Raw genomic sequence first — 14,867 nt, forward strand, 5'->3', positions numbered from 1 at the left:
CCTAAAATAACTTCCATTATATTTTGGCTTGATATCGGCTTTACCAAATAACCTGACAGTGCGCTAATACTTTTAGCTTTTAAAACATCTTTTTCATCAACAGATGAACTCACCATATAAATTACTACTCTTTTAGGCATCATGGGCTTGATAAGCAGGTATTCCTCCAAAAACTCCCACCCATCCATAACAGGCATGTTTACATCTAAAAATAGAATGTCAGGAATGTTTTCTTTATTGCCCATCTCATCCTTTAGGAAATTAATTGCTTTCAGCCCATTTGAAAACACGATAATCTTATTTACTAGGTCAGTCCTTTTCAGTAAAACTGATGTAGTTAACTGATAGATGTCATCATCGTCTATAATGCAAAAAGTATTTATCTTTTTCATAAATGTTTTTTTAGGAAATGTTCAAAAGTCTACGTCAATTTCTTTTTAAAATTAGTACATTTTTTTTAATTTAAGAATTATTGACATTGAAATAGATAATAAATTTTGTTCCTTTATCTACTTCACTTTCAGCAAAAATCGTTCCCCCCATTGTTTCGATTTGATTCTTAGTGATGAACAAGCCTGTCCCTTTCGCATCAGGATGCTCGTGAAATGTTTTATTTAGCCCAAAAAGTTTTGCTCCATGCTTTTGTAGATTAATACCCGTTCCATTGTCTTCGCAGGTTAAGCTAATCATTCCATCTTTATCGATGTATGATTTAAAAATTATTTGTGGTGCTCTTTTTGGCGATCTATATTTAATCGCATTAGTTAATAAGTTTAAAAAAATGCTTTCAAGGTAAACTTTTGGATAATTAATTTTCTCACAAGCATTGAAATCGTAAGCAATAGTGGAAGCCGTTTCCTTAATCTGCATTTCCAGATTTATTATATGCCTTGATACAATATCCTGAAAGAAAAGTTCTTCTTTCGGTATTTCAGTATCTTGTCGGATTCGAACAGCATTCGTCAGATCCGTTACCGTAGTAGAAAGATTTTCAAAGGCGATGTCGATTTTTTGAATGAACATGTTTCGCATATCATCATCTGTCTCCTCTTTCAACAGATTTAACAAAGCCGCCATATTGGCAACTGGTGACCTTAAATTATGTGAAACAATATACGTAAAACTTTCTAATATCTCCCTCTTTTTTTCTATCCGATCTGCCAATAATTCCAGATTATCAATATTACGTTTAAGTTCCAGCTCATACAGTTTCTGATGCGTAATGTCTCTGGTTATTGTTAAGACATCTTCAGGCATTTCATCCGCTTGATTTTCAAGCGGTATGATTGATAGTTGAAAATAGTTATGTTGATTGATATTAGTATTGGTTTCAAATTCAAACGTTTCGGTTTTATTTGTTTTGAAAGCAGATTCTACGTGGCGAATGAATGATTCATTGATCTTGTTATCACCTTGGCCCTGCACTTCCCGCATATTCTTCCCAATAATATTTTCAGCTTCCACGTTCCGTACTTTTCGAATCGAATCATTGATGAATTGATAGGTTAAATTTTTGTCTATACGCGTAATGATATCCGGATTACTATTTACCAGTGTTTTGAATTGATTCTCACTGATTGATAACTTTTGGTAGGCAATGGCTAAGTCTTTCGTTTGTTCTTCAATGATTAGCTGCAAATCTGCGGGCGATCGATATTGTAATGCTTTTGGAAGGAAGCGGTAAAGCACAAAAATAGTAATCCAAGATATCAATGCGGTCATGCTTAAGATCACTGCATTTAGCCGGTATAACGGAATCCAAAATATAATAGCGTCCACAAAATGCGTAGTGCCGCAAAAAAAGATAAAGAGCATAAAGCATATGAACACCCTATTAAATATTCTTTCTTTCCTTTTTTTGATAAATTTGTATAAGAGGATTGGGATAGACAGGTAGGCTAATCCAATGGCGATATTTGATATAATGTAAAGCCAACCGAGCGTCTCTGACCACTGCCCGCAAATCCATCGAGGCATAAAGCCACCAGAACTGAAAAGATTTTTTATGATTTCAAAAATTTCATCCATATTACTATCTATTTTTTTGTCCTATTAGCACTCTAGTCTCAACGCATCTAGGGCATAACTAACCATTTTTCATATAACGGTTTAGTGGCTTGCCCACAACGTCCCGCTGCTTGGCGAGGTTGGGGAATAAATTAAGATTTATTTTCGGTTAAGCACAAAATTTCCAAATACAAAACCAACTTTAAATTAAGCCTAAAACCCCAATCTAGCCAAACGGCTGTTACTGGAGGGTTTCCCTTGTTAACAATAGTTTTCCCGTAATTTATTTTTCGGCAGTTTTTCCGCTTTCTACATTCCAATTGTCAGCGTCAGTTCGGTAAGTTTGCTTTTCAAGTTTCCATATTACGTTTTCCACGTTTCAATTCTAGGAGTCAGTTTGGAAGTTCGGAAGTTTGGTTTTACGTTTCTACTTTTTCCGCTTTCATTTCCCAGTTGAAAACATCAGAGTCAATTCGGAACGAATTTGTTGTGAAACTCTCCAGTAACTCACAAATAGCTGTAAGTCCAACTCAAGGTTGTAAGATATAACTATAAACCAACATCAAAGAATCACTAATATTTAATGATATTGCTTTCTAACTAATTTCAGTTAGAGAAAAAAGATCGTGTAAAGCCATAATCCCTAAAAAATAAAAAAAGGAAACAGTTATAAACTACTTCCTTTTTTAGGCTCTGTTTATTTAGGGTAACGAATCAGCTGTAAAATCCCCTTATGCTTTGTTTTTTTTAAGGGAAACTTTCAGCTGTAGAAAACCCTTGTCTTATAGGGCAATATTAAAAAATTTGTAAATAATGGTTTTACGGTTTTTCCGTAAAATTTGTTAAAGTTTTAAAATAAAAAAACCTAACAACAGTAATACTGCTATTAGGTTCTCTATGAATTGGTTAGCTTAAAAGTTACATTTTCTTACGCATTCTCGCTACTGGAATGTCTAATTGTTCACGGTATTTGGCTACAGTTCTACGGGCAATAGGGTAGCCCCTTTCTTTTAGCATGTCTACCAATTGGTCGTCTGGCAACGGTTTGATTTTGTCTTCTTCGACAATGACCGTTTGCAGAATGTTTTTAATTTCGATAGTCGAAACTTCTTCTTTGTAGAAAGGATCTCTTGATTGTTCCAAAAAAGAGATGGACTGTTTATACCATATCTTTTAAATAAATTGGGGCATTAAGCAGACAATAACCAGCAAATAAACCACCCACAGAATGTCCTGAGATCCCTCGGTCATTTGTGGTTTTATAATGCATATCAATAAACGGAATAATGTCGGTGCGTATTGTAGTCAAAAAAGATTTGGCGCCTCCTGTTTTTACTTGTGATACAGGAATGTTAAATCCACTTGCTATTTCAGTATCCACATTTGGATCATTTGAAGGTGTATAATCAATCATTCTACGAGTATTCCAAGTTATATTTGATTGGTCTTTATCTCCTATAGCTACAATTATTATTTTTTCTATTTCTTGCCCTGAATCTAGTAAATTGTGAAGTGAGGAAATTAAAAGGTAAGAATAGTTAGCATCCAATATATATAATACTGGATAACGAGTTGTGTCAGCAGAATTATAACCAGCAGGAAGTGAGATGTATAATTGGTATGTTTTGTTATTAACTGTTGATTGCAAAAATATGTCCTCTCATTGATAATTCAACATTCGAGATAACATCTTGCGCTTTAGATAAATTGGTAATTAATAATAAAATGATAAATTGAAATGATTTTAAAGATGTAGATAGTTTCATTTATATTGTGATTCTATATAAGTTCGGTTCAAATTTGGTTGCTACTAGCGTTCCGCGACTTCGCGCAGTAGCGGCTGCGTGGAACGATTTATTTTTTGCTAATATAAGATTTTCCAGCGGAAAATCGGCGAGTGGTTAAGGTAAATGTAGCTATTGTGCTAAACCGCTGTTATCTCTATTATAATATTCTACGTTCTGCTTTGCTTCTAAAGCACTGTATTTATTGACTTTTATATTTTTGTCGGTGCAAATGGGCGCAAAAAAAAGCAACATAATGTTTGCTTTGTTGTACCAAATGTTGTACTTTCGTTTCAGGTTGCACTCAAATGAAACGCCTTATTTTACATGGCTTCACCCGTTTGCTTCCTTTTGTAAATATAGTACACTTTTTAATTTTCGCAATTTATGGCTTCAATTAAGTTAATTTTAAGAACGCACCAACAAGACCAAGCGGGTCATTGCCCTTTATATATAAGGGTTATTAAGGACAGAAAAGCCAAGTTTATTTCTGTCGGCGTGAAGCTGAAAGAAAGCGAATGGGACGAAGCAAAACAAAGGGTAAAAAAGAACTATCCCAATAGTGCGAGAATGAACGCTTCCATTGCTCAAAAAATTGCAGACGCAGAGGGACAGGTTGCGGATTTGGAAAGAAAGGTAAAAACGGTTTCTGCAAAGAAACTGAAAGAAGCCATTAAAGGTAAAGAAGTGCCTAACTTTTTTGAGTACTCCTATAAATATTGTACAAGAATTAGAGGGAGTGTTTCCGTCAGTACGTATAAAAATTATGTACTGTACTTGGAGAAGTTTCAAAACTGGGTGGGTACAAAAGATGTTTTCTTTGATGATATTACCGTTACGCTTCTAATGGATTATATGGCATACATGGGGAACGAATTAAAAAACGGGGCAACTACGCAACGTTATTCGATTATGATTTTAGCGATAATGTTCAAGCAAGCCATTAAGGAAGATATCATCCCTGAATATATGTACCCTATAAGCAAACTAACCCTAAAAAAAGATACTGGTAAACGATTGTTTTTAAATAAAGAGCAAATCGATGCAATGATTAATTATGATGCAGGAGAAGGAACAAAGGGAGGTATTTACAGAGATATGTTTATTTTTTCCATTTATGCAGGAGGGCTACGCTTTAGTGATGCTTTGGAAATCCAAAACAAGCACTTTATTGAAGAAGAGCAAAGAATTAAAAAAGTGATTCGTAAAACAGGAAGAATGCATCAGTTTAAAATCGGAAAAGTTGCTTTGGATATTATCAGGAAATATCAAAAAGAAAAACCACAGCCTGACGATTTTATTTTCCCGATAGTAACCAATAAAGATTTGTTTTTAAAGAATGACGAATACCGTTATGAGATAACAGAAAAAGCAAACAAAGCGGCTAATTTTCAAATACAGAGAATTACCAAGGCTTTAGAGTTCCCAATCCACGTTTCTTTTCATTTAAGTAGACACAGCTTTGCCACCAATGCGCTTAATAACGGAATGCGAATCGAACACGTTTCAAAGCTTATGGATCATCAGGACATTAGAACCACACAGGTATATGCAAAAATCATGGGCGAGGAATTGGATAAGGCGGTGGACAATTATATTTATTAAAAAACAATTGTATTCCCAATTTAAGCATTGCAATACCATTGCAATACCATTGCAATAAATGCTCTAACCTCACAAAATCTTGTATATTCAGATAGTAAAACAATTGCAATGACATTGCAATTTTCGATAAAGCAAAGCAAAAAGCAGTAAGATGAAAAAACCTCAGCTAGGAAAAGTCCACCAGTTCCAAATTTGTCAGTATTATTTGTTAAACTATCTTTAATTTATGGTAGGTTCAATATGTATCAATATATGCCCTAATTCTGGAATTTCCTTATGAAGTGAATCCTGTAGCCTATGGGCTAATTCATGACCTTCTCTGACCGTTATATTGCCATCAACAATTGCATGCAAGTCAATATGGTATTTCATTCCAGCTTTTCTGATGAAACATTTTTCAGTCCCGACAATCCCTTCAACTTTAACCGATGATTCCCGAATAAGAAGAAGCAAATCATCGTATAAATGCTCATCCATTATTTCGCCTAGAGCTGGTCTAAAAATCAAATAACTGTTATATAAGATAAAGGCAGAAGCAAGCAACGCCGCCCAATCGTCTGCTGATTCGTACCCTTTACCCAAATACAATGCTATGGAAATGCCTATAAAGGCAGTAATGGATGTAATGGCATCACTTCTATGATGCCAAGCATCAGCTTTTAGAGATGAACTATTTGTTTCATTGCTCTTGCGTATTACATATTGATATGAAGCTTCTTTCCAAATTATTATTGCTCCTAATACAAATAATGTCCATGTTTTTGGTAACTCGTGTGGAGTCTGAATATTTATAATACTTTCGTATGCAATAATGGTAGCGGAAGTAATCAGAAACCCCACGACAAGAAAAGTAATCAATGGTTCGGCTCTACCATGTCCGTAAGGGTGATTTTCATCGGCTGGTCTATTGGAATATTTTATTCCGAACAAAACTAAAAATGACGAAAATATATCAGCGGTTGATTCTATGGCATCGGCAATTAAGGCGTATGAATTACCAAAAAATCCTGCAAACCATTTGAGTATTGCTAGAGCCGTATTTCCTAAAATACTAAAATATGTTGCCTTGATTGCAACCTGTTCGCTGGTAGCTGTCATTAATTATAAAATTTATTGTTTGGGAATCCGAGTTTGCAAAGATAGAATGATTTTTTCAAAACAAATCTATCAACAATGCCGATAACTGCTTGAAACAAGAACCACTTACGGCTATAAAATAATTTTAAAACATGTTCTTTTTCTTAAAAAAGAATACTCCAAAAATCGAGATTATTATCGAAATCACTATAATAATCAAAAATCCATTACTGTTTTCTTGAAGATTATTTGGGACATTCATACCATATAAACTGGCTACTAATGTTGGAATCATTAAAATTATGGAAATCGAAGTCAACCGCTTCATAATAACATTTAGATTATTTGAAATCACCGATGCGTAGGCATCCATCATGCCAGTTAAGATGTTGTTATAAATTACAGTTGTTTCTTCTGCTTGACGCAATTCGATTTCTACATCTTCAATTAACTCTGGATTAAAAGTTTCTCTGTGGCTTTTTAGATTTTTAATTCTGTGAAATAAAATATCGTTTCCTTTTAATGAAGTAATGAAGAAAACCAAACATTTTTCTATTTGAAATAGAGCTTGTAATTCTTCGTTTTTAATCGATTTCTCAAGATTATCTTCAGCTAGTTTAATACGCTGATTGATTTGTTTTAAATATTTCAAAAACCAAACACTTGAAGATAAAAGCAATTTCAATACTAAATCAAAATGATTCTCAATAGCAATTTTTTTACGTTGGGTATAAACAACAAAATCGGAAAGAATATCTGTCTGATGAAAACTCAGCGACACGAAAATATCGTCTTTAAAAATTAAGCCTAAAGGCGCAGTGTTGAATGGTAGTTTTGCATCGTTAGTTTTGAATGGAATTCGCAGGATAATAAGAAACCACCCATTTTCTATTTCAATACGTGGACGCTCGTCAATATCCTCAATATCATTATAAAATGCTTCTGGAATCTGTAATTCCTGAAGAAGAAATTGTTTTTCTTCTTTTGTTGGACAAACTGCATTAATCCAGCTGTTATTTTCTTGATTTTCAGTTTGAAATAACCCGTTGTTGTTTTTGTAAAAAGTTATCATAATGTAAAATACTATTTTGGATAGCGTCTACATTATGTAACGACTATCCGTGTTTATTCTTATTTTTTTTCCTCGAATAATCGTCCATCTGGATAATTTAATTTTTTTTGCGAAAGTATAACTTTTAAATATAAAAACTCACAATTATTTCTTAACTAAAATTTCGTGTTTTATAGTATTCGTTTTCGTTTAAACCAAATATAAATGATGATTGCAATAATTGCCATTACACCCAAAGTCAAAAAGTAACCAGCGTGCCATTTGAGTTCAGGCATATATTCAAAGTTCATTCCATAGATTCCGGCAACAAATGTAAGTGGCAAGAAAAATGCAGAAAAAATAGTAAGCAATTTCATTACATCATTGTTTTTTTGTGCATTTACCGAAAGAAAGGTGTTTAATAAATTATTGGCATTTTCTAAAACTTCATCATAGTTTAATATAAGACTTAAAAGCCTGTCTTTTATGTCTTGTAAAGCAGTTTTAAATTGGTCACTTACTTCTATTTGGTTTGTTACATGCTGGAATATCTGCAACAATTTTTTGGTTATACGGGTTTGGGTTTTTAGATAATAAAGGTCTTCTAAAGAAACGCGGGAATTGCCTTTAAGAAATATAGTTTTCTCTATCTGCTCAACTTGTTCGTCTAATTTATTTAGGGGTGCCTGATAGGTTTCCACCATTTTATCTATCAGGTAAATTAAAATCTCTTCCGTATTTTTGAAATCCTTTTTATTGGTATCTAAAAACTCAAAAGACCTTCTGTGAATGGTAATTATTTTCTTTTCGTTGTAGAAAAAAGCAATTTTGTTTGACAAATCGGAAATTGTCGTTGCTCCTTGTTCAATTTTGGAAGTAAAAGCCCTTAAAATAAGAAAATCATAGTTAGGTTGCTTTTCAAACTTGGGTAAATGCCCCTGCTCCAAACTGTCTTTTATCTGAAAATAATCCAATTGATACTCTTTCGCTATTTTGTCAAGGCTTGTACTGTCTGGCTGCAAAATATCTATCCATTTGAAACCATCAAAATTTATTTCTTTAATTTTTGTATTCATTTAATGATTTCTAAAATTTAGTGCGAAATGATAATTTCAATTCTTATTAAACAGTGTATGGCTAAGCTTGTACTAGCTATTTCATTTGCTTTATCAAATATACATAAACAGGAAAGTGGTCACTAAACCCTGGTTCAACTGCATTGTTTCTTAAGCCATATCCTTTATACTGTCCCGTTTTTTGAATCATGAAAGGAGCATTGTAAATCCCCGCTTTCCAATACCTCCATGAAGAATAATCATCACGAATTAATGGCTCAGTCATAATAATTTGGTCGAAAATATCCCAAGCATCACGATAGGCTAATGTTCCGCCTCCTTTGTTTGCCATATTTTCCATTGGATTGTACATTCCTAATGGCTGTAAATCTTTTTTATTTGCTTTGGTTTGCAATACTTTTTTCAAACTGTTATTAAATGGTCCATCATTCAAATCTCCCATTGTAAGCACTTTTGCATTTGGATTAATTTTTTGTAATGAATCAATTGTTCTAACATTTAACCCAGCAGCAAGTTCACGTAAATTACTGCTTATTTTTTCTCCTCCTCGACGAGAAGGCCAGTGATTTACAATAAAATGTACTTCTTCACCATCAAGTAACCCACTTAATAAAATTTGGTCACGAGTATATATTCTTTTTGTTGTAGTATCAACATCGTTTTTGTCATCCGTAACTTCTTCTGCTTCTTTCTTTACTTTTCCAGTAGATTTAGTATCAGTTTCGTATATGTATAAAGGTATATTTGTAAATGAGGTTGGAGAGAAATATTTCTTCTGATATAAGAAAGCACAATCTATTCCTCTTCGGTCAGGAGACTCAAAATGTATAATCCCATAGTTTCTGTTTATTATTTGAGGATCTTTAACTAAATCTTCCAGAACTTTTCTGTTTTCAACTTCTGCTAAACCAATAACTGTAGGAGAGTTTGGATTTTCACCTGTACCTAATTCTGCAATTACTCTGGCTATATTGCTTACTTTTTTCTGATAATATTTTTTTGAATACACCCACTCATCATCACGAGTGTTTGGATCGTTTATTGTATCATAAAAGTTTTCAATATTATAAAAAGCAACTGTATGAACTGCAAATTTTTTGTCTTGTGCTTTTACACCTATTGTTAAAGACACAAGAAATAAAAAGGTAAATAAATTTCTGATTTTCATAAATAATATATTAGTTATTGCAAAAGTCAAAACTAACTTTTGGGCTACAAATGTAAAATAATATTACTTATACACTAATCCTGAATCATTAAGAAATACATATTTTTTTTTGAACGTTTACAAAACAGAAGATGTGTTCTAATAAAAAAAGTTTAACACTAGATTGTTTATCCAGTATTAGGCTTTATTTCCGACTCAATAAGAAATGGGTTATAAAATTGCTCCTCACATTTGAAATGATATTTGTTGTAAAAATATTTTTATCAAAAAATTGATTATAAGAAAGTTGCATAACTAAAAGTGCATATATTTACAAGTAGCATTAATTGCAAAAATGCGGGTAAATTAGATAATACGATTATGATTTATGAATAGGGAAAAGGACATACAAGTTTTTGATTGGTATCGAATGTTTATTTCGGAGAGTATGTCACCCACTTATTTAGGAGAAATTGCTTTCAAAACTGCTATTATGTTTTTATTCCTAATCATTGGATTAAAATTTTTAAGCAGAAGGGGTGTCAAACAACTTTCGGTATTTGAGTTGGCAATTTTAATTGCACTCGGTTCAGCAATTGGCGACCCTATGTTTTATCAAAATGTGCCACTTACCCACGGAATTATGGTGCTGTTAGTTGTAATCTTCCTATATAAAATAATTACAGGATTAACTGCAAAAAGCAAAATCATAGAAACAATACTGGAAGGAAAGCCAACTTGTCTCTTAAGTGAAGGAAGGATTGTGTATGAAAATTATAGAAATGTAGGATTGCCTTATGATAAATTTTTTGCAGAACTCCGGCTAAAAGGAGTGGAACATCTTGGTCAGGTAAAGAAAGCCTATCTTGAAACGTCTGGTGAAATTAGTATTTACATGTTTGAAGATGACAAAGTACTGCTAGGTTTACCAATTTACCCAGAACTAATCGAAAGCCCCTTAGAAAGCATAGATGAGCCAAATCATTATGCTTGTATTCATTGCGGTAATGTGCAAAACATTGAAAATAGTAAGCACCAGTGTAACGTGTGCAATCAAAGTGCATGGATAATTCCAAAATCAAATTTAAGAGTTCAATAAATTCCAGATTGAGTTACTAGCTATAACGCACAGATTGCACACGAGCGAAGCGGACTGACAAAGTAAATCCGCCATTAAGTAAAAATTTTAAACTTTTCCTTTCACTGTCTTTTTTTTGATTTTTATGGTATGTTGTTGATGGGCTTCTTCAATAGAATGCGAAGTCTGGAGTTTTATTTCTGTTTTTGTAAGCTCACTCAGTTTTTGATAATATTTCTGGACAATCATCATTTCTTCTTCGGTCATGCTTTCTATGTCTACCAACCTATTACTTGCATGCTCATGGGAAGCAACCAATTCATTAAGTTTTAGTTGAATAGCAAGTGAATCCTTGTTCTGTGATTTCTGGATTAAAAACACCATTAGAAAAGTAACAATAGTCGTTCCTGTATTAATGACTAGTTGCCATGTTTCAGAATAATCAAAAAAAGGTCCTGTTAATGCCCAGCCTAAAACAATACAAAATGCACATGCGAATGCAGTCGTACTCCCTGTAGCCTTAGTGACGTGTGTGGCAAATCTCTCAAATAATGCTGCGATATTCTTAGGCTTAGTTTTCATCTAGTATTTTTTTAAAGGTTGAACAATCTGATCTATTCGTGTCCGTTCTTAATTACTGTTAAAATCAATTTAAAACTACCGTTCGGTTTAATATGACTTGGTTTATTTGCAGGTATTAGTATACCGTCTCCTGTTTTAAGTGTAGAAGCTTTACCATCAATTTCAATAATTGCGCTCCCATCAATAATTTGCACGTATGTATCGAAAGGTGAAATCTTTTCATTAAGTCCTTCTCCCTCTGCAAATGACAGAGCATCGATTGACCCTGTTGCCTTTTTCAATATTGACTTACTGACCACAGCATTATGCTCGTATTCTATTAGCTCAATGATAATACTGGCATTACCTTTTTCAATTTCTCCATCTTTTTTTGGCAATTTTTCCAGTTCTTTAGTATCCATGATGTCTGAATTTTAGTGCTGAACACATATATTGTAAAAGTGGGCGAATTAATTGATTAAATGCTTACACTATTTAGTAAAAAAGTTATATCATTCAGTAATATTAGTCATCCTATCTCAAGACCAGCTGTATGACGTTCTCGTTCCAAATCTCCATGGTCAAATTACAAAATAGCACCATAATACACTACATATCATTACTTTAAAACAATTGCAATGGCATTGCAATTTTCGATAAAGCTGTTTGTCGTCATGAAATTAAAAGCAATTTTCGGAAGTGAGCGGGTTATTGAAAGTTATGTCATTATAAAACAGCCTGATAGAATATAAAAGCAATTATTAGAAACTGGTTTCTGAAATTGCAGAAACCAGTTTCTACAATTAGACTACCAAAACTAAATTTTTGGTAATTCCTTTCTAAATTATTATACTTTCAGAAACAGGAATAGTGACCATTACACTATAAAACAAGTTAGCTAAAGACAAAAAACCAGTTTTAGGAACTGGTTTGCATAATAACAGAAACCAGTTCCTATTAAATTGTATTCTTCTGAAAACATAGACTTATATCTGTATAAGACACAAAGTAAAAATATTGCAATGGTAATGTATAAAATTGCAATGGTTTTTATTTGTTCTGACAACCATAAATTAGCTTTAAAAGTTGTAAATAATTTTCTGGTTTGATGGCGAGCTCGACGTCTCTGTTCCATTTGTCTTGGCTTAAATTGTAAAATTTCACTCTAATGCGTTGTATTTCATTGTATTGCTTCGTTATTTTTTTTGCTTTTTGCAAAAGAAAATTTGAACTTGTTTAAGTCAAAAAGCCCTGTTCATTGCTGATTAAATGGCAGGATAAAAAAGACTTTAGATGTTAAAAAACAAATGAAAATCAGAAGCCATTGCAATTTTGACAAAAGCATTGCAATTCAATTGCAATTATCCGATAAATAAGAATCAATACTAACAATACACAACGGCAATTTGCCAAATTCCCTTGACGTAACGGCGTAAAACTTTACGCCGTACCGAAAGGTTACAAAAGCATTGCAATGCCATTACCATTTTTAGTAAAACAATTGCAATTAATTAAAATGTAATTCTATGAGAACGAGTTCACATCACAAACTAGACGACAGAGTTTTTTCCCTTGCCTCGAATCTTTTCGGTTTCGGCGATACTCAAGCCAAAAAGGATGTAGAAGAAACAATTGCAATGCCATTGCAATTGGATAACAGAATCATTGCTGTATATCCTGCGATAATCGAAGAAGCCTTTTCGACCACAATGGATAATTACCGCAATTACATTGCCAGTTACAATTTTAAGACACAGACAGAAAACGAACTAATCCAAAAGCATAATACTTCAGTACAGCAATTCTGTAAGGAAAACTCTCTTACAGAGGTTCAAACAGAATTTAGAAAAGTCTTTTTATTGAACAGGAAAAACTTAAAGCCAAGAGCCTACAACGAAGCAGTAAACCAGTTCTGCAATGATTACGGTCTGATTGTGGAAAAAAAGAAAATACAGAGCGTTAAATATGCCACCGAGATTGTTTTTCAAAATCTGTTGCACTTGTACAATTCGCAATTGATGAAACGCAATGAAAAATTCATTAAGTCGGGTATCACAGCCAAACGCCCAATTCAGGAATTTAAAATAAACTCTTTTTTAGTTACAGAATTAAAACGAAAAGACATTCACAGTATTGACATTTGCACCAAAACGGTACGCAATCACAGACAAAGACTGGAAGAAGCGGGTGTATTTACGGAATATCATTTTGCAGGTCAAAACAAACCGGTAGAAGTGCATATCAACCCTGAAATTTTGGTGGTTTTGGATGTTAAAATCTCAAAAATAATAAAAGCTGATAATAAGGTAGTTAGATTTGAATATTGGAATCTTTTACCTGATAACAATGAAAATACTGGAACATCTTTAAATGAATGTAAAATGAATGAGAATGTTGAAAACATTTCTCGATTTTTAAGGAGTTCGGGCGAAGCCCTTACGCCTTCTCATTTGTTTTTTTCTACAGGAACACCCAACAGCAAAGAGGATATTTCAAACAAGGGGGCGGGCGCGAAAATTGTTAAAGTTCAAAATACTTTATCCGAAAAATTGCAAAAGCTGATTGTACACCCGCAGGAATTGGCGGTAAACCTTGCCAATGGGGAGTATATGAATTACAAACCAATTGATATTCGCTATCTGTTCAAAGAAGCATTTTCGGGAACGCTGACCAACGATGAGTTTAGGGAACTGGCAATACAGGATTTCTTTAAATCCATATCCAAGATTTACAGGTTTTCCACGCCTTTTGCGGGAAGTTGGAAAAAGGCAATTACCCTGTATTATCAAAACAAATGGATTGCCTTTACAGGTAACAGCTTTAATAAAAGCGTGCTGGTTGATGAAATACAGCAGATGCGTTGGCGTATTGAGTGGGCAAGAAAATGGTTTGCTAAAAATCAGTTCCCGCCATTATTCCCATTCGAGTATTTCGATATGACCCGTAAAACCTCAAAAGAAGTCGGTTTTGAGTACACTAAAGCCAAGTGGAATGAGCATTTATTATCCATTGCCAAATACGATGCGCTGAAAAAGAAACAGGAGTGTAACGCAGTAAGAAGAAAGGAAACGATAAACCACGCCAAAAAGTGTGAAACGGCAATCAACCGCTTTTTCAAGAATAAAATTACCTATACGCAATTGTTTGATTATGTAGAAAAGAACCTGCCTAAAGAATATATCGAAAAATTGCCTGATTTGATACTTAAAAAATCATTGAAAGAAAATGAAAAGACCATTGCAATAACGGACAATTATACGGTAAAGTACTGTTTGCTTGAATTTTAAAAACTAAAAGTATGTGATTGATAGGTTGCTTTTACTAAGTGTCTTGTAGTATGGGATGAATAAATTAACTATTCAAATGAAAGAATTATTTGATGTTTTAATTTATATCTTAGCAAAAATAAATATGGTATTTATCATCACAATCTGTTTAAATATAGAATAAATTGTGATGATTTTTCTATATATAAACAAAT

13 protein-coding genes and 1 pseudogene are annotated in these 14,867 nt (G+C 33.2%); 3 read left to right on the top strand and 11 right to left on the bottom strand.

Annotation, left to right across the window (positions count from 1 at the left end; translation table 11 throughout):
• The 4 genes and pseudogenes from ACH2BG_RS12290 to ACH2BG_RS12305 all read right to left on the bottom strand — a co-directional run.
• Positions 1-392 (bottom strand): response regulator (locus tag ACH2BG_RS12290; RefSeq protein ID WP_395047985.1); only part of this gene is annotated, 392 nt, incomplete at its 3' end.
• Between the two features lie 70 nt (positions 393-462).
• Positions 463-2,028, bottom strand: a complete 1,566-nt coding sequence (locus ACH2BG_RS12295) for an ATP-binding protein (protein ID WP_395047986.1) — start codon at positions 2,026-2,028, stop codon at positions 463-465.
• 897 nt (positions 2,029-2,925) lie between these two features.
• Positions 2,926-3,120: pseudogene (locus ACH2BG_RS12300) on the bottom strand (RNA polymerase sigma-54 factor); the annotation flags it as partial.
• Positions 3,121-3,166: 46 nt separating this feature from the next.
• Positions 3,167-3,655: an alpha/beta hydrolase gene (locus tag ACH2BG_RS12305; protein ID WP_395047987.1), complete on the bottom strand. Its 489-nt coding sequence runs from the start codon at positions 3,653-3,655 to the stop codon at positions 3,167-3,169.
• 523 nt (positions 3,656-4,178) lie between these two features.
• On the opposite strand from ACH2BG_RS12305, the gene ACH2BG_RS12310 reads away from it, so the two are divergent.
• Positions 4,179-5,396, top strand: coding sequence for a tyrosine-type recombinase/integrase (locus tag ACH2BG_RS12310; RefSeq protein ID WP_395047988.1), 1,218 nt, complete (start codon positions 4,179-4,181; stop codon positions 5,394-5,396).
• Between the two features lie 219 nt (positions 5,397-5,615).
• On the opposite strand, the gene ACH2BG_RS12315 is transcribed toward ACH2BG_RS12310, so the two are convergent.
• The 4 genes from ACH2BG_RS12315 to ACH2BG_RS12330 form a co-directional block, all read right to left on the bottom strand.
• On the bottom strand, positions 5,616-6,494 hold the full coding sequence (locus tag ACH2BG_RS12315; RefSeq protein ID WP_395047989.1) for a cation diffusion facilitator family transporter: 879 nt from the start codon (positions 6,492-6,494) through the stop codon (positions 5,616-5,618).
• 124 nt (positions 6,495-6,618) lie between these two features.
• Positions 6,619-7,545 (bottom strand): magnesium transporter CorA family protein, encoded by a 927-nt coding sequence (locus ACH2BG_RS12320; protein WP_395047990.1) that lies wholly within the window; start codon positions 7,543-7,545, stop codon positions 6,619-6,621.
• A 170-nt stretch (positions 7,546-7,715) separates the two neighbouring features.
• Positions 7,716-8,600 (bottom strand): CorA family divalent cation transporter, encoded by an 885-nt coding sequence (locus ACH2BG_RS12325; protein ID WP_395047991.1) that lies wholly within the window; start codon positions 8,598-8,600, stop codon positions 7,716-7,718.
• A 76-nt stretch (positions 8,601-8,676) separates the two neighbouring features.
• The gene (locus ACH2BG_RS12330; protein ID WP_395047992.1) at positions 8,677-9,768 is read right to left on the bottom strand and encodes an endonuclease/exonuclease/phosphatase family protein; all 1,092 of its coding nucleotides are present in this window, start codon (positions 9,766-9,768) and stop codon (positions 8,677-8,679) included.
• Between the two features lie 367 nt (positions 9,769-10,135).
• Between ACH2BG_RS12330 and ACH2BG_RS12335 the strand changes: the two genes are divergently transcribed.
• Positions 10,136-10,846: a DUF421 domain-containing protein gene (locus ACH2BG_RS12335; protein ID WP_395047993.1), complete on the top strand. Its 711-nt coding sequence runs from the start codon at positions 10,136-10,138 to the stop codon at positions 10,844-10,846.
• An 87-nt stretch (positions 10,847-10,933) separates the two neighbouring features.
• On the opposite strand, the gene ACH2BG_RS12340 is transcribed toward ACH2BG_RS12335, so the two are convergent.
• The 3 genes from ACH2BG_RS12340 to ACH2BG_RS12350 all read right to left on the bottom strand — a co-directional run bounded on the left by ACH2BG_RS12340 (position 10,934) and on the right by ACH2BG_RS12350 (position 12,521).
• Positions 10,934-11,407: a low affinity iron permease family protein gene (locus tag ACH2BG_RS12340; RefSeq protein WP_395047994.1), complete on the bottom strand. Its 474-nt coding sequence runs from the start codon at positions 11,405-11,407 to the stop codon at positions 10,934-10,936.
• Between the two features lie 32 nt (positions 11,408-11,439).
• Positions 11,440-11,808, bottom strand: coding sequence for a cupin domain-containing protein (locus ACH2BG_RS12345; RefSeq protein ID WP_395047995.1), 369 nt, complete (start codon positions 11,806-11,808; stop codon positions 11,440-11,442).
• Positions 11,809-12,284: 476 nt separating this feature from the next.
• Positions 12,285-12,521 carry a hypothetical protein gene (locus ACH2BG_RS12350; RefSeq protein ID WP_395047996.1) on the bottom strand — a complete coding sequence of 79 codons (237 nt, stop codon included), beginning with the start codon at positions 12,519-12,521 and terminating at the stop codon, positions 12,285-12,287.
• A gap of 391 nt (positions 12,522-12,912) precedes the next feature.
• On the opposite strand from ACH2BG_RS12350, the gene ACH2BG_RS12355 reads away from it, so the two are divergent.
• On the top strand, positions 12,913-14,673 hold the full coding sequence (locus tag ACH2BG_RS12355; RefSeq protein ID WP_395047997.1) for a hypothetical protein: 1,761 nt from the start codon (positions 12,913-12,915) through the stop codon (positions 14,671-14,673).
• Positions 14,674-14,867: the final 194 nt, after the last annotated feature.

The organism is Flavobacterium sp. (assembly GCF_043779715.1).
Classification (GTDB): domain Bacteria; phylum Bacteroidota; class Bacteroidia; order Flavobacteriales; family Flavobacteriaceae; genus Flavobacterium.

What these genes read in the sequence shown, in the direction of transcription:
- ACH2BG_RS12295 (WP_395047986.1), bottom strand. Translation starts at nt 2,028, where the DNA reads ATGGATGAAATTTTTGAAATCATAAAAAATCTTTTCAGTTCTGGTGGC.
- ACH2BG_RS12310 (WP_395047988.1), top strand. Translation starts at nt 4,179, where the DNA reads ATGGCTTCAATTAAGTTAATTTTAAGAACGCACCAACAAGACCAAGCG.
- ACH2BG_RS12315 (WP_395047989.1), bottom strand. Translation starts at nt 6,494, where the DNA reads ATGACAGCTACCAGCGAACAGGTTGCAATCAAGGCAACATATTTTAGT.
- ACH2BG_RS12320 (WP_395047990.1), bottom strand. Translation starts at nt 7,545, where the DNA reads ATGATAACTTTTTACAAAAACAACAACGGGTTATTTCAAACTGAAAAT.
- ACH2BG_RS12325 (WP_395047991.1), bottom strand. Translation starts at nt 8,600, where the DNA reads ATGAATACAAAAATTAAAGAAATAAATTTTGATGGTTTCAAATGGATA.
- ACH2BG_RS12330 (WP_395047992.1), bottom strand. Translation starts at nt 9,768, where the DNA reads ATGAAAATCAGAAATTTATTTACCTTTTTATTTCTTGTGTCTTTAACA.
- ACH2BG_RS12335 (WP_395047993.1), top strand. Translation starts at nt 10,136, where the DNA reads ATGAATAGGGAAAAGGACATACAAGTTTTTGATTGGTATCGAATGTTT.
- ACH2BG_RS12340 (WP_395047994.1), bottom strand. Translation starts at nt 11,407, where the DNA reads ATGAAAACTAAGCCTAAGAATATCGCAGCATTATTTGAGAGATTTGCC.
- ACH2BG_RS12345 (WP_395047995.1), bottom strand. Translation starts at nt 11,808, where the DNA reads ATGGATACTAAAGAACTGGAAAAATTGCCAAAAAAAGATGGAGAAATT.
- ACH2BG_RS12350 (WP_395047996.1), bottom strand. Translation starts at nt 12,521, where the DNA reads ATGGAACAGAGACGTCGAGCTCGCCATCAAACCAGAAAATTATTTACA.
- ACH2BG_RS12355 (WP_395047997.1), top strand. Translation starts at nt 12,913, where the DNA reads ATGAGAACGAGTTCACATCACAAACTAGACGACAGAGTTTTTTCCCTT.